Here is a 14,464-nt window from a genome sequence, read left to right on the forward strand (position 1 = left end):
TAATCCGGTTACCGGAATAAACTGAAACGATGCTTTGTTTCAATTTGTTTCTTCTGGATGAAACTGTTGTTTCTCTTAGGTGAAACTAATGTTTCATAAGGAAGAAACTTTGTAAGCCTCTACGATTGAGACTCCGCTAGACGTACCGATGCGGGTAGCGCCTGCCTTAATCATGGCTAATGCCGTATCCAGGTCGCGGATGCCGCCTGCTGCTTTCACTCCGATTTCCGGACCAACTACCCGGCGCATCAGGGCAACGTCTTCTACGGTGGCTCCGGCTGTGCCGAAACCGGTCGAAGTCTTCACGAAATCGACACCTGCTTCTTTGGCGATTTGGCAGACTGTCTCCTTTTCTGCATCAGACAGGTAGCAGGTTTCCAGAATCACTTTACAGATCACGCCTGCCGGTTTGCAGATGGCTACCATATCTTCGATTTCTTTCTTTACGATGTCCAATCTTCCTTTTTGCAGAGCGCGGACGTTAATTACCGTATCGATTTCCGTTGCTCCTTTTTCGATGGCATCGCGTGTTTCAAACGCTTTGCATTCGGTGGTCGTCTGGCCTAACGGAAATCCGATGGCTGCACCGACGCGAACAGGCGAACCTTCCAGCAGTTTGACGCAGGTTTCTACTTCTGCCGGATTGATGGCTACCATTGCAAATTCATATTTCCGTGCTTCGGCACACAGTTTTTCGATGTTCTCTGCCGTGCCGAAAGGTTTCAGGAAGGTATGATCGATCATTCCTGCCAATTTTTCTGCTGTTAAGTTTGCGATTATTTCGTTCATGATAAATGATGTTTAGAATGTTAATACTGTTTTTATTACTTCGTTACGTTTTACGGCTTCCAGAGCCTCGTTTATTTGTCCAATCTTAAAGCGATGGGAGATAAAGTCGGAGGCAGACAGACGGCCTTCACGTATCCATCCGGTCAGTGCGATCATGGCCCGTTTCTCTTCCGAGCGGGTCGGCCAGCGGTGGATGTAGAGGTTGAAGTTGTATGGAGCCTGATCTAAATCGATTGTCGGATTTTTGGTCATTACACCGTAGACGCAAATGTCGCCGGCCATTTTGATAAGCGGTAGAGCCGAGTTAACGATGGATGGCAAACCTACTGCGTCGATGATCGTATCGTACGAACGGTTGGCAGCGGCTATAAATTCAGGGGTGGCGATTTCTGCCGGAGTATATCCGTTGTCTGCTCCCATCTGTTTGGCCAGTTCCAGCTTGGCGGGAAGCATATCGACGATATCCACCTGTCCTAAGCCGAACAACTTGCCCAGTTTGACGAAACTCAACCCGACGGGACCGGCACCGAATACCATTACTTTCTTGCCCGGAGCCAGACGGAAGTCTTTAAATGCGCCGACTATCTCACGCCAGGTACAAGCGATTACCGCTTCTTCCGGCTGTATATCGGCAGGTACGGCATTCTGAATTTCAAAGCTGTCCCAACAACCCTGTTCCGGTGTGGCGAGGCCTTCTTCCTGTAACACTTCGAAATCGTTCACGACAACATATTCGCTGAAGCCTCCCCAGGCACTGTTCAATCCAGGAGTTGTAAAAGTAGCATTCAACCCGCCGATGGCCCTGTCACCCACACGGAAGTTGCGAACTTTAGCCCCGACTTCCACTACGATACCAACATTCTCATGTCCCAGAGCCATTGGGAACTGGTCTGCTCCGGGGAAATGCCCGGAAATCAGTTTACTGTCGGTTGCATTACACAAGGCTACCATCTCGGTTTTCACCAAAGCCTGATACGGCGTGATAGCCGGTATATCTATCTCCCGGATTTCTACTACGCCGGGAGCTGTTGCGATTACGCTTTTCATTTGTCCTTTCATATTCTTTCTTATAGGTTTAAATTCGATAAGTCGGTATAGACCTCTTTCAAATGGTCGTATGTTTTATCGAATACTCCGATTAATTCCTGATATTTCTCCACATTGGCAGGGATAGGGGTGATCTTCTTATCGATATGGATAAAGCGGTCGGTTACGCTGAAGTCCTTGAACAGTCCGGCTCCGATACCGGCCAGGATAGCGGCACCCATCGAGGTGGCTTCTTCCAGATAGTTCGGTATTTTTATTTCTGTCTGGTAGATGTCAGCCATCATTTGCTGCCAGATCGGATTTTTGGCACAGCCGCCTATCACGGTCATATTCTCAACCGGCACGTGGTTACGGAATATATTCACGATAAGTCCCAGGTTCAAGGTGATACCTTCCATGACGGAACGAAGCATATCTCCATGCGTATGTCCTACGGTCAGTCCGATAAAGGCTCCTTTGGCATTTACGTTCCAGCGTGGGGAACGTTCGCCCATAAGGTAGGGTAGGAACAGCAGCTTGTTGGAACCTATCGGTGATTTCCGGATTTGTTCGTCGATCAGTTCGTATACATTTCCTTTCCTTTGTCTGGCTTCTTCCTGTTCCTGTTGGCACAGTTGCTGAACCATCCAGTTATAGGAAGCTCCTGCCGTCTGCATGGTGCCGGACGGATGAAGCATGCCCGGAACGACATGCGCCCAGTTCATCGTGCGCCGCTGTTCGTCGACAACAGGTTTTTCTACAGTCAGGGCTACCCATGAGGAAGATCCCAGGTAGTTGTAAGATGTTCCCGGAGCTACGCAGCCAACGCCTACTCCGGCACAACTGCCGTCGCCGCCTCCGCAAACGACCGGTGTCCCTTTCCGGAGTCCGGTAGCTTTGGCTGCTTCTTCCGTTACCTCGCCTATCACGTCGATGGAGGAACGTACTTCCGGGAACAGCGAAATATCCAGTCCGGCTGCCTCGATGATCTCTTCACTCCAGGCCCAGCGATTCAGGTCGTAGGCATTCGTACCGGATGCATCCGACGGATCGGTGGCAATCGTACCGCAAAGACGGAAATTGATATAATCCTTAGCATTGAGCATCTTGTAAGTATTCGCGAATACTTCCGGCAGATGTTTCCGTATCCACATGAGCTTTTCTATCGAATAAGAGGCGCTGATGCGATGGCCTGTTATCTCGTAGAAATGAAGCGGATCGATCTTTCCGGCCAGGAACGCTTCCTCCTCCTGCGAACGCTGATCGCAATACAACAGGTGGGGATAAAGCGGATTTCCTTTTTTATCGACGCATAAACAGCCCATCATTTGTCCGCTCAGGGCAACCCCGGCAATATCATCCGGCGAAACGATTTGCAGTAGCGCATGGGTCGTTTCAACGATCGCTTTCCACCAATCCGCAGGATTTTGTTCCGCCCGGTTGCCGGCAGCGTAATCGGTACGGTAAGAGGCTACATAGGAGGCGACCAGCATACCTTCTTCGTTGAATAAAGTCGCCTTGTTGCCACTCGTGCCTAAGTCGTGTGCAATAACGTATTTTGACATGGTCTATAGAATATTATTTATAATGCAGCATTCGTATATCCGGTCAGTCCGACCAGAATACCTCCAACGATCCCTCCGGCTATGATAACCACCCAGCGCGGGAATGCTTCTTTCAATAAGCCCAGACGCTGGCCTTTCGGGGCGCAGAGCGTATCGCAAACCACAAATCCCATCGCAATGGCCCAACCCATATCTACCCAGGGGGCACTTCCGCGTGCACCTTGATGGATCAGGCTGAATTGCATCGGCAGTCCGTTTGCATCCGGAGCCAGCCCGGTGGAGAAACCGAAGCCGGGCAATTTATGGTTGACGAGCCAGAACGTTCCTATGATTAATGCGGCGGCGATAAAGCCTCCCTTTGCTCCAAAGTCCCTGACCAGTTTAGGCCAGCAGAATATAACCGTGAATGTGACGGCGAAAGAACCGAATATGCTGGTGATGATACCGGCATTGTACATGCCGAACAGTTCATTGTAAGTCTGTAACCACTCGCTCATACTGCCTCCTCCTCTTTTGACAGGCGGTTACCGCACGAACGCATCGCCCAGATAGTCAGACCGGCCAAAGCTCCCCCGATCAGACAACAAAGCAGGGTAGGAGCCGCCAGAAAGAATTGTGTGATGTCGCCCTGGAAACGGACGATCCCCCAGGCTATACCGGCGGAACCGATACACCATCCCTGGTCCAGCCATATCTTTCCTTCCGGGTTTAATATGGCTCCGTTGTAATGGTTCATGTACCACATGATCCCGATGATAAGTGTAGCCGCCAGCCATCCTCCCATGAGGCCGTAGGTCTTCCAAAGCTCCGGCCAGATGCCGAAAGCAAAACCTCCGCATATGGCCGATCCGGCAAATGTAGATAAGTAGTGTTTCATGATATTATGGTTAATCTGTTAGTTAAGTTGCAATTTAGCTAGTGTAAAAGGCTTGTCGTGTCCGGTATTTACTTTGTCGGGGCCTGTTACGATATCGAAGCAGGAAACGATTACCTGGCCGTTCCATACGATCGGTTCTCCCGGCTGGTCGAGTCCGCCGTCGCTTCCGTCGCAATCCGGACTCTGGGCGATACGCTGAATACGACCGTCTTTATCAATGCGGGCGACAGCATTCTCGGAGAAATCGGCTACCCAGATATTTCCGTCGTCATCGATACACATCCCGTCGGTGGTACGTAACTGTGAAGGGTCCTGTGCCCAGATCTCATTACTGGTTACATTGCTGTTGCCATCCATTGTTATCCGGTGGATAGTACCGTCACCGAAGTTGCCTACATATAAATAACCTTCCTTATCGAACACGATGCCATCCAGTCCGTACTGTACATCTTTGTTCTTGGTAATGACGGTGGTGATCAGGTTTTTATCTTCCCGGGTATTGGTGATCTTTATATTTTTATCATTCTTATCGAAACAATATACACCGCTGACCAGCAAACCGGACGGGTCCTGGATGGAAGACAAGGAGCTTTGGGTTACATATAATTTCCCGTTCCTGAAGCGGATTCCGTTCGGATGCTCCATGCCGGAAGCTACTTCAATAACTTCTTTCAGCTTATACCCGTCTAATTTTAAACAGAGTATTCTCCCTTTGTTTTTGGCCTTTTCGGCTCCGCTCCATCCCTGGTTGTCGCAAATGAAAAGGTTACCCTCGTCATCGAAAGTGATTCCCATGGGTGCGGCCCACCCCGTTTCCGGTAATACGGGCACATCCATCCATTTACTGATTTTTCCCTCTTTGGTAATCTGCATCAGGCAGGCCGGTTTTGACAGATCTGCAAAATTGGGACAAGCCAGGATGAGGTCACCGTTCGGGGCAATAGCCATACCGTCGGGTGTCGGGCAATCGTCCGGCAATATCATAAACAGTTCGCTTTTTTGCATGGTGGTAACATCGGCTACCGTAGCGGCATTCTTTTGAGAAGTCCTGTGGCAAGCACCGAATAAGACCGATAATAAGATAGACATTAAAAACACATTTTTCATGATATATAGATTTGTTGATATATTAGTCAGACTCAAAAAGGAGGGTTATCCCTTAAAGCTATCTGTTGTTTTTTTCATTTTTTCGTTGGCAAAGGAATATAATCCTGTAGTAATAAGGTTTCAGTAATCGGTCAAATGTATTCAAAAATCAATCGCAAACTTGCTTATATCAACTTTTTCAATGTGTATCTGAGCATATTTCTGACAACCAGGTAATGAAAAGGGCATATAGTATAGAAGTAAACATATCCCAGCCAGTAATGGAAATGTACAACGGTAATACTTCTGATCTTTTTACGATTTCCTTCGAGGTTTTCTATATGGATGGATAAATAAGCGCAGAGATGTTTATCGTCGAGACAAACAATTGTTTCTTGTGGGGATTTGTCCGTGACACTGGCAAAACTACAATTGCCTCCTGACCGGATACATTCTTTAAACTCCTGAATCTTTCCTTCTCCGGCTTGTAAGCCGAATGGCTTTACCAGTAGATTCCGTAGTTTGAACAGCTGATTCACCCAGCCAGGCATAGTTGTCCAGAATGATACCTGAATATCGTCCGGCGTGATCTTTTTATCCGAGTCTGTTTCACATTCGAATGAGTCCGAATAATTAGCCGGAAGATATTGGTTTATCAGGCTATCAGGAGGAATAGTAGAATTTCTTACTTTCATAATGTTTCTGTATTTCAGTTAGAACAGAGACAAATATAACTTATTTCTGAAATATTTCCGGATATTTCCGAATGAAATACGTAGGGGTACAACTCCAGGCATGGCAGTAACTATTAACCGGATAGAAGTTGTAGGGTGACAGGTATTCATTCCGGGGATCATAGACTTCCCAGAAGGTATCAGCCCCTTTGTGGATCATTCCGCCCCAGTATTCCGCCATTTCTTTTTTGGCTTCTTCTTTCAATCCCGATTTGATCAGGGCTTCTATATAATAATGGAAGAGGTAAGGTGCTCCCGGCGTACATACATTTTCTGTCGTTTTCAAAGCCCTTAATGCCCTTTGGGCTTCTTTTTGTGTGGGTACTTCGCTTAATACCATCCAGATCTGGGAGGCGTACGATACCTGGTCGTTCAGTATGCCGGTGAACAGTCCTGTTTTTGGATTATAATAATGCTTGCGGACTGCTTTTTTCATTTTTTTGATAAGCTCCGGTAATTGCGATACCTCATTTTCTTTGTTCAGCAGTTGTGCTAGTTCGTAGGCTTCCCGGAATGCGAAAATGGTAACGCCATGGAATGCTACTTCCCGATGTAACCCATCTTTCCAGTCGAAGAATATCCACCATTCACGGGAGGCTTGCTCGTAATTCATCATTCCGTCGTCCTGTAGATATTTGTAGGCCGATTCCAGTTGTTTTTTAACGACGGGCCACAGGTCTTCCGCTGTCTCCCTGTCTCCGGTTTCCAGTAAGTAGTCTTTGAGGGTCACGCCAAACAGGAAAGAATAGTCATATAGATGTTGTTTGGCCTGGGGCTTCGGTTCCGGAGCTTCAAAAACAGTCGCATTCAGTTTTCCGTTGTGTTCGCTTAAACTGGCAAGCAGATACAGGCATCGTTTGGTCAGGTCGTACTGTTTGAAAGAATAATTGTTTGCCAATGCTTCCAGATACAGGTCTCCCAGCCATAAGCGCTGGTCTCTTTTAGGACCGTCTTCATAAACGGTTTGCATACATTCTTTTAATGTATTCAGGCTAACCCTGTCTATATCCTTGAACAGTTGAGGTGTGGTTGCCGATAACTCTTCAGGTGTGTTGACAGCCGAAGTCACCGCATCACATTTCATTCCGGAAATACAGAAATCATAACCGGGAGGTGTGGCGATCAACTCTATTTTTACATATCTGAAGGAGACGCGGCGGGGAATGGTCATTGTTGCAGGCATCGTCATCACGGTAACAACCTCATCCTGTAACCATGCACGGCTGAGTCCTCCCTGATAGGGATCGAAAGGTGTGACCAGTTCCGACGGTACTTCTCCGAATGTCAGCTTGAAACGGGCAGGTGCGTCGGATTCGGCTCTCAACAAGTCTGTACTGAAGCTGAAACTTCCTGTTATATGTTCCCCAAAGTCTACGATAACGGACTTTGTCTCTTTAAACGAACTGTCGTATAGTTTGTGTATAGGGGCAGTCTGAACTGCTTTATATTGTTGAAATGCTGTTTCATCTTTAACTATATTGACCAGGGCGACAGGCTTTTTTTCGGTAACGGTCAGCCTTGGAATACTTTGTTTTGCTTTTTCAGCCCAGGAAGCACGTTGGGGTGCGTAAAAGTCTTGTCCGTAGGCTGTTATGAAACAACTGGTAAGTAAACAGTTTAAGAGAAGTCTTTTTAGGGTCGTTTTCATGTTTCTGTAGATTATGAGTAAGTGTTTCGTCAAAAGTATTCTTTCTTGAAATAGCGGATAAAATTACCGTTTATCAGGTGGATGCATGTTGTATTATTGATATTAAATGTTACAAAAATGACACGGTGATAAAGTTTGATTGATTTTATCCTTTTCGTGTTCGTATAGCGTATTTATTATAAAGTTTTTTTCTACATTTACAAATCTAACTTTTTGCTAATCAATACACATGTGAATATGAGCCTTTCAAGAAGAACCTTTATCAAGTCGAGTGTGGTATCCGTACTGGGAATTCCTTTTATGCAAGGATGCCGATTTATTGACAGTAGAGAAAATGAAGGAGACAGTTTGTTTATGCTGTTTCAGAATCCGCCTGTTACTTCCAGACCGTTTGTCCGTTGGTGGTGGAATGGGGATAAAGTGACGGCAAAAGAAATTTTACGGGAGCTTGATATAATGAAAGCTGCCGGTATCGGAGGGGTCGAGATCAACCCGATCCGTTTCCCGGGAGGGGATGATCTGGGTATTCCTTCGTTGGAATGGTTAAGTCCCGAATGGATCGAAATGGTAAAAGTAGCTTTGGCCGGAGCGGAGGAACGAGGAATGATCTGCGATATTATTGTTGGGTCAGGATGGCCTTTCGGAGGAGAGTTCCTGCAACCGGAAGAACAGACCCAACTGATGACACAGACCGCCCAAAAAGTAAAAGGTCCCGGAAAGGTGCAATTGAAAACAGCAGATTTGCTGAAGGAAGCATCTCCGCAGGTCGGTTCCAGATATGAAGGTTCGACCAGTGAATTGCATGCGCTTTGTCTGGCTCCTCTTGAAATGGACACTTTCTCTACCGGAAAAGATATTCCTTTTGAGAAGGGGGCGGAGATAATCACTGTGGAGCTGCCGGAAGGAGAGTATATTCTCTATGCCTTGGTGAAGGTTATCGGATTCCAGGCTGTGATCAATGGGGCGCCCGGTGCCGCCGGTCCCGTATTAAACCATTATAATCAGGTGGCAGTGGAAAAATTCCTGAACCGCATGTCGGATAATCTGTTTCCTGCTATCAAAGGATTGAAAGGATTCCGTGCCATGTTCTGCGACAGCATGGAGCTGGAAGGAGCAAATTGGTGTCATGATTTTACCGATGAGTTTCAAAAGCGCAGAGGGTATGATGTTACTCCTTATCTGCCTTTCATCCTGTATAAAGTCGGACATATGGGGCATGCGATCGAGGGAGCTGCGGCAACGAAGTTGTCCGGCGAAGCGAAAGAAGAGGTCGACCGCGTTCGTTATGACTTTTTTGTAACCTGTATGGATATTGTCCGGGATCGTTTCCTGAAACCTTATACACAATGGTGTAATAAATATAATTTCAAATCGAGGGTTCAGGCTTATGGACGCGAATTCCATCCGCTGGAAGCATCGTTTGAAGTGGATATACCCGAATGTGAAACCTGGTTCTGGAATGCAGACAGTTGTGATAAGGATGCTTTCGTCAAATCACCGACGGATACGAACGTGAATAAATTCGTATCATCTGCTGCTCATTATTCAGGAAAAAGATTGGTTAGTTGTGAGGAGATCACCAATACGAATAATGCTTTTAATGCCACGTTGGAAAAAATTAAGATGACAGGCGACCAGAGTAATCTTTCCGGTGTCACCCATTCGATACTGCATGGTTTCAACTATAGTCCTCTGGAAGTTCCGTTTCCCGGTTGGATCATGTATGGGGCATTCTTGAATGAACGTAATAGCTGGTGGCCTTATTTCAACCTGTGGGCGACCTACAAGACCCGTGTGTCGACTGTACTTCAGGAGTCGGACTTTTTTGCCGATATTGCTGTGATGCATCCGTTGGCAGACATGTGGACGATACACGGACCGCAGCGTGATCCGTTCCCCGGCCTGCTTTATCCGTCTTATCAATATAAGGTATGGGAAGCGATCCATCAGAATGGGAATAGTTGCGACTATATAAGTGAAAATGTTATTCAACAGAGTAGTTTCAAGAAAGGAAATCTGGTATTTAATAAAAGAAAATATAATACTTTATTATTACTGGAAGTCGAATCGATGATGTCGGCAACGGCTGAGGCGTTGGTTGAATTTGTAAAGGCCGGAGGTAAACTGATCTTTGTCGGAAAAGAGCCTTACAAGTCTCCGGGATTTAAAGATCATCAGGCCAACGACGAGAGGGTAAAGCAAGCGATCGGTCGTATCAAAGAATCCTATCCGTCGCAAGTCTTTACCGTGGATGCACCGACAGAGATGGTGCCGTGGTTCCGTCAGGTACAACAGCAGTGCGGTATCGTTCCTTATATGAAAATAGATGCACCGAGTCCCTATGTGAGTCAGATCCGTCATCAAACGGAGGATAAGGATATTTACTTCATCACGAATTGTAATCCGGAAGATAAGGTACGGATAAAGGCAACATTTGCAGCTAACGGAAAAACACCCTGGTTGTGGAATCCGGAAACAGGCGAACGGACTCCTTATCCTGTTTCTGCCGACTCTGCTTTACTGATAGACCTGGGACCGGCAGATTCCAAACTGATTGTTTTTGAGGAAATAAAGGTAGCCAAGCTTTCCATTCCGGCTGTACCTCTTCAAAGTTCGTCTCCTAAGGAACTGAGCGGATGGTCGGTGAGAATGGCACATATTAATGGTGAATCGACCAAGAGGGAACTGGATACATTGGTAGACTTCTCTGCCAGTCCGGAAACGCAGTCGTTTGCCGGAAACCTGTATTATGAAAAGACGGTAAATGATGCGGCAGGATTCTATTATCTGGATTTAGGGAAGGTGTACGGTGTCTCGGAAGTCAGTGTGAACGGAGAGAATTTAGGCAACAAATGGTATGGTAACCGAGTGTATCAGTTGCCGGAACATCTGGCGAAAGCTCCGGTTAAGTCGATACAGGTAAAGATTACGACTACTGTGGGTAATTATCTGAAAGCCACTCCTGAAAATAAGATCGGACAGGCATGGACACATTATCAGAAATGGGCACCGACGGGTATGTTGGGACCTGTTAAACTAATGTAGTAATATGTATAGATGATATGAATAGCAAATTGAATATGAGAAGGACAGGACTTTTGATCTGTCTTTTGGCTGGTTTTGTCTGGCTTGCAGGTGCCGAACCGTTACAGTTGAAGAAACTGACCTGCGAGTATGTGGAAAATCCATTAGGTACAGATGCCCTAACCCCAGTGCTTGGATGGCAATTGGAGTCACGAGCTCGCAATCAGATGCAATCGGCTTATGAGATACAGGTTTCTTTGAATGAAGATGATCTTCAGCATGGAAGGAAATTGGTCTGGAAAAGCGGAAAGGTCGATAGCCGACAGAATGTGAATATCACTTATTCAGGTAAAAAGTTAAAACCTTTTACCCGTTACTATTGGCGGGTTCGTGTTTATAATCAGGACGGTGAGGTTTCCGATTGGAGTCGGGCGGCTTGGTGGGAGACAGCCATGTTGTCTTCGGTTGACTGGAAAGCTGAGTGGATCGCGGACGGTTCCAAAGCACCGGAAAAGGAAGAGGATTTCTATAAGGATGATCCTGCCCCGCTCTTTCGTAGAGATTTCCAATTACGTAAACCGGTGCAGGAAGCTCGTTTATATATAGCCGGTATCGGATATTATGAAGCCAGTGTGAACGGAAAACGTGTCGGAGACCATGTGCTCGATCCAGGTTGGACCAATTATGGGAAACAAATATTATATAGTACGTATGATATTACTTCATTGATCGCCTCCGGAAAGAATACGATCGGTGTTATGTTAGGAAACGGATTCTATAATCCGCTACCTATCCGTATTTTTCAGCCTTTAAGAGAATATCTGACTATCGGTCGGCCTTGTCTGAAGGCACAGCTTCGTGTTCAGTATACAGATGGTTCTATAGAGACTGTATGTACGGATGGAAGTTGGAAAACAGCAACTGGTCCGATTATGCGTAACAATGTTTATCTGGGCGAACATTATGATGCCCGTCACGAGATTCCAGGTTGGGATACCGGGGATTTCGACGACGCCAATTGGAAACAGGCTATACTGGTACCGGAAATACCGACCGGACAATTGAGTGCCCAGATGCAGCCACCTGTCCGGGTTCTTGAAGTTATAAAACCGGTCAGAATGACTGAATGCCGTCCGGGAGAGTTTATATTCGATATGGGACAGAACTTTGCCGGTGTTGCACGTATTAAAGTCAAAGGTCCGAAAGGAACAGCCGTGAAAATTCGTTACGGAGAAGATGTCTATTCGGATGGTAGTTTGAATGTTATGACCTCGGTTGCCGGACAACAGAAGAAAGTCTGGAATGCCAATTGGAATATGCCCGGACAACCTCAGACTGCCTGGCAGGAAGATGTTTATGTTTTGAAGGGCGAAGATGAGGAAATATGGTCGCCTCGCTTTACATTTCATGGTTTTCGGTATATTGAAATAACCGGGTGGCCCGGTCGGCCCTCTCTGGCAGATATTGAAGGAGTTCGTTTGAGTGCAGATTTGCAGAAGACAGGGCGTTTCGAATGTTCTAACCCGATGCTAAATCGTTTGGATAAAGTACTTGACTATACATTCCACAGTAATTTATTCAGCGTGCAGTCTGATTGTCCGGCACGCGAAAAGTTCGGTTACGGCGGTGATATTGTCGGTACAGCCAGGGCTTTCTGCTGGTTCTATGATATGGAGAATTTCTATCGAAAAGCGATTCAAGACTTTGCTAACGATCAACGCCCTGAAGGTGGGATAACGGAAACAGCTCCTTATAACGGAATTGCAGCAGAGGGGTTGGGAGACGATTCTGGTCCGATTGGCTGGCAATTGGCTTTTGCTTTCATGCAGAAGCAGTTATACGAATATTATGGTGATCTGCGAACTATCGTAGACTTTTACCCTGCTTTGCGTAGACAGGTGGAATTTCTCCGTTCGAAGGCAGAAGGGAATAGGATAGGAGGATGTATCAATGATCATGAAAGTCTTGAGGAACGTATTCCGTCATTGTTTGCAACGGCTCATTATTATCATCATGTGATTTTATTGGCAGAGTTTGCCTCTCTGACGAAACGGACAAAAGATGTTCAGACATATACTCAGTTGGCCTCAGAGATAAAGGAGGCTTTTATTAAAGAGTTTCTGAAGGCCGGTACAGGAAAAGTCGGTAATTGTACCCAGGCTGCGCAAGCTTTTGCCTTGTTCTATGACTTGATTCCTGAAAATGAAAAGGCTACAGCTTTCAATGTCCTGTTACAAGCAATTGATAAATGGGATGGGCATGTCGCTTCAGGTATTTTCGGAGTTCCCGCCGTCTTTGAGGTTTTGCGCCTAAACAACCGAAATGATATAGCTTATGAGATGGCGACCAAGAAAGACTTTCCGGGTTGGGGCCATATGTTGGAATCCGGTGCAACTACATTGTGGGAAACTTGGAGGTATTCGGATAATGTCTTTTCACAAAACCATCCGATGTTCGGTAGTGTAGGTGAGTGGATGTATCAATCTTTGGGAGGAATCACCCCGGGGGCTCCCGGTTTCAGTAAAGTTGTGATCAAGCCGCAACCGGCCGGCGATCTTTCGTGGGTAAATTGCAGTTATGAATCTGTAAACGGAACAATCGTAAGTAATTGGAAGAAGGAAGGGGATATCTTTGAACTTCAGGTAACAGTCCCTGCTAATACAACTGCGCGAATATATCTTCCCTCGTCGACAGATTCGAAGATAACAGAAAGCGGCAGCTCCCTGAAGGGGGTGTCTGATATGAAAATACTTGGATATGACAATGGTTTTTCCTGTATGGAGGTAGGATCGGGAGATTATAAATTTGTGGTGGAAAATAGGTGATCGTAAAATATGATCCGGTTTATAGAACATAGATGATATGTTCTTCATCAATAAAAGTTGTTTATGACGTCCTCAAAAACATTTTGAGGACGTCATAATTATTTTAGACATTCCCGTAAATAGAAAAAAATCATCTTCTTTCACAGGAGAGACAGCCATAGCTGGTTGAATAGTTATACTGAAGTTTCCTGGGATTATTTGTTCAGAGCCTTTAACAGATCTGAACCTGCGCGGAACTTGACAGATGTACGCGGCTTGATCATCACCGGTTCTCCTGTCTGGGGATTCCGGGCAGGCCGTTCGGTCTGTTGCCAGGGAAGAAATGTTCCGAATCCCTGGAATACGACCTGGTCACCATCCTGTAATGCTTCCGTAGCATTGTCTATAAAGGAGTTGATCACGGCTTTTACATCAGTTTTTGTCATGCCGGTATCTGTTGCTATTTGTTCGATCAATTTACTTTTATTCATATATCGCAGGTTTAAATCATTTTTGATCCAACTGTTTCGGATACTTGATCGGAAATAGTATTCTGCGGTAGAAGCAGAGTATCTTTATTTCCGAATAATATCCCTGAAATCAATGTCAGCATCTGTAATTTGGATGCGATGAACTTATTCTCATTACGTGAAACAGGTTTATTGAATTTAATGGAGTTCGTTAAGAACTTTGTTATTTATGTCGGCAAAGATAACAAATACAAAGGATCCACAATCAAATATCAGCTAAAATTCATCTCATATGCTTCGTTAAGTCCTTCGTACCAATGATTATTGAGAAGAATCCGGATTCTATTGAAGTACCATATAAGAATGAATAAGAGGTAGAAGTAAATTATGTTTCCTCTGATAGAGAGATGTAATATTCATTATATGCTAAAGGTAGTGGCA

General features: G+C 45.8%; 11 protein-coding genes. 2 read left to right on the top strand and 9 right to left on the bottom strand.

Translation table 11 applies throughout. The features are described from left to right. Window positions 1-93: 93 nt before the first annotated feature. The 8 genes from deoC to IEY67_RS18020 all read right to left on the bottom strand — a co-directional run bounded on the left by deoC (window position 94) and on the right by IEY67_RS18020 (window position 7,725). Window positions 94-789 carry a deoxyribose-phosphate aldolase gene (deoC, locus tag IEY67_RS17985; protein ID WP_122373947.1) on the bottom strand — a complete coding sequence of 232 codons (696 nt, stop codon included), beginning with the start codon at window positions 787-789 and terminating at the stop codon, window positions 94-96. 12 nt (window positions 790-801) lie between these two features. Then, complete coding sequence (locus tag IEY67_RS17990; protein WP_183671150.1) at window positions 802-1,836, bottom strand: zinc-dependent alcohol dehydrogenase; 1,035 nt, start codon at window positions 1,834-1,836, stop codon at window positions 802-804. 20 nt (window positions 1,837-1,856) lie between these two features. After that, entirely contained in the window at window positions 1,857-3,380 is a 1,524-nt protein-coding gene (xylB, locus tag IEY67_RS17995) for a xylulokinase (protein WP_183670965.1), read from the bottom strand. Between the two features lie 17 nt (window positions 3,381-3,397). Continuing rightward, window positions 3,398-3,877 carry a Lin0368 family putative glycerol transporter subunit gene (locus tag IEY67_RS18000; RefSeq protein ID WP_122353947.1) on the bottom strand — a complete coding sequence of 160 codons (480 nt, stop codon included), beginning with the start codon at window positions 3,875-3,877 and terminating at the stop codon, window positions 3,398-3,400. Beyond that, window positions 3,874-4,257 carry a Lin0368 family putative glycerol transporter subunit gene (locus tag IEY67_RS18005; protein ID WP_075556422.1) on the bottom strand — a complete coding sequence of 128 codons (384 nt, stop codon included), beginning with the start codon at window positions 4,255-4,257 and terminating at the stop codon, window positions 3,874-3,876. Before IEY67_RS18005 ends, IEY67_RS18000 begins: the two co-directional genes overlap by 4 nt. An 18-nt stretch (window positions 4,258-4,275) precedes the next feature. Next, the gene (locus IEY67_RS18010) at window positions 4,276-5,364 is read right to left on the bottom strand and encodes an SMP-30/gluconolactonase/LRE family protein (RefSeq protein WP_183670963.1); all 1,089 of its coding nucleotides are present in this window, start codon (window positions 5,362-5,364) and stop codon (window positions 4,276-4,278) included. Window positions 5,365-5,528: 164 nt separating this feature from the next. Further along, window positions 5,529-6,038 (bottom strand): DUF2867 domain-containing protein, encoded by a 510-nt coding sequence (locus IEY67_RS18015; RefSeq protein WP_122353944.1) that lies wholly within the window; start codon window positions 6,036-6,038, stop codon window positions 5,529-5,531. A 40-nt stretch (window positions 6,039-6,078) separates the two neighbouring features. Further along, window positions 6,079-7,725, bottom strand: coding sequence for an alpha-L-rhamnosidase-related protein (locus IEY67_RS18020; RefSeq protein WP_183670961.1), 1,647 nt, complete (start codon window positions 7,723-7,725; stop codon window positions 6,079-6,081). A 237-nt stretch (window positions 7,726-7,962) separates the two neighbouring features. On the opposite strand from IEY67_RS18020, the gene IEY67_RS18025 reads away from it, so the two are divergent. Both IEY67_RS18025 and IEY67_RS18030 read left to right on the top strand, forming a co-directional pair. After that, entirely contained in the window at window positions 7,963-10,770 is a 2,808-nt protein-coding gene (locus tag IEY67_RS18025) for a glycosyl hydrolase (protein ID WP_183670959.1), read from the top strand. A 35-nt stretch (window positions 10,771-10,805) separates the two neighbouring features. Next, window positions 10,806-13,574, top strand: a complete 2,769-nt coding sequence (locus IEY67_RS18030; RefSeq protein ID WP_183670957.1) for a family 78 glycoside hydrolase catalytic domain — start codon at window positions 10,806-10,808, stop codon at window positions 13,572-13,574. Window positions 13,575-13,768: 194 nt separating this feature from the next. Here IEY67_RS18030 and IEY67_RS18035 read toward each other — a convergent pair whose 3' ends face one another. Continuing rightward, window positions 13,769-14,044: an HU family DNA-binding protein gene (locus IEY67_RS18035; protein ID WP_122353936.1), complete on the bottom strand. Its 276-nt coding sequence runs from the start codon at window positions 14,042-14,044 to the stop codon at window positions 13,769-13,771. Window positions 14,045-14,464: the final 420 nt, after the last annotated feature.

The organism is Parabacteroides faecis, from assembly GCF_014647375.1.
GTDB classification, from domain to species: Bacteria; Bacteroidota; Bacteroidia; order Bacteroidales; family Tannerellaceae; genus Parabacteroides; species Parabacteroides faecis.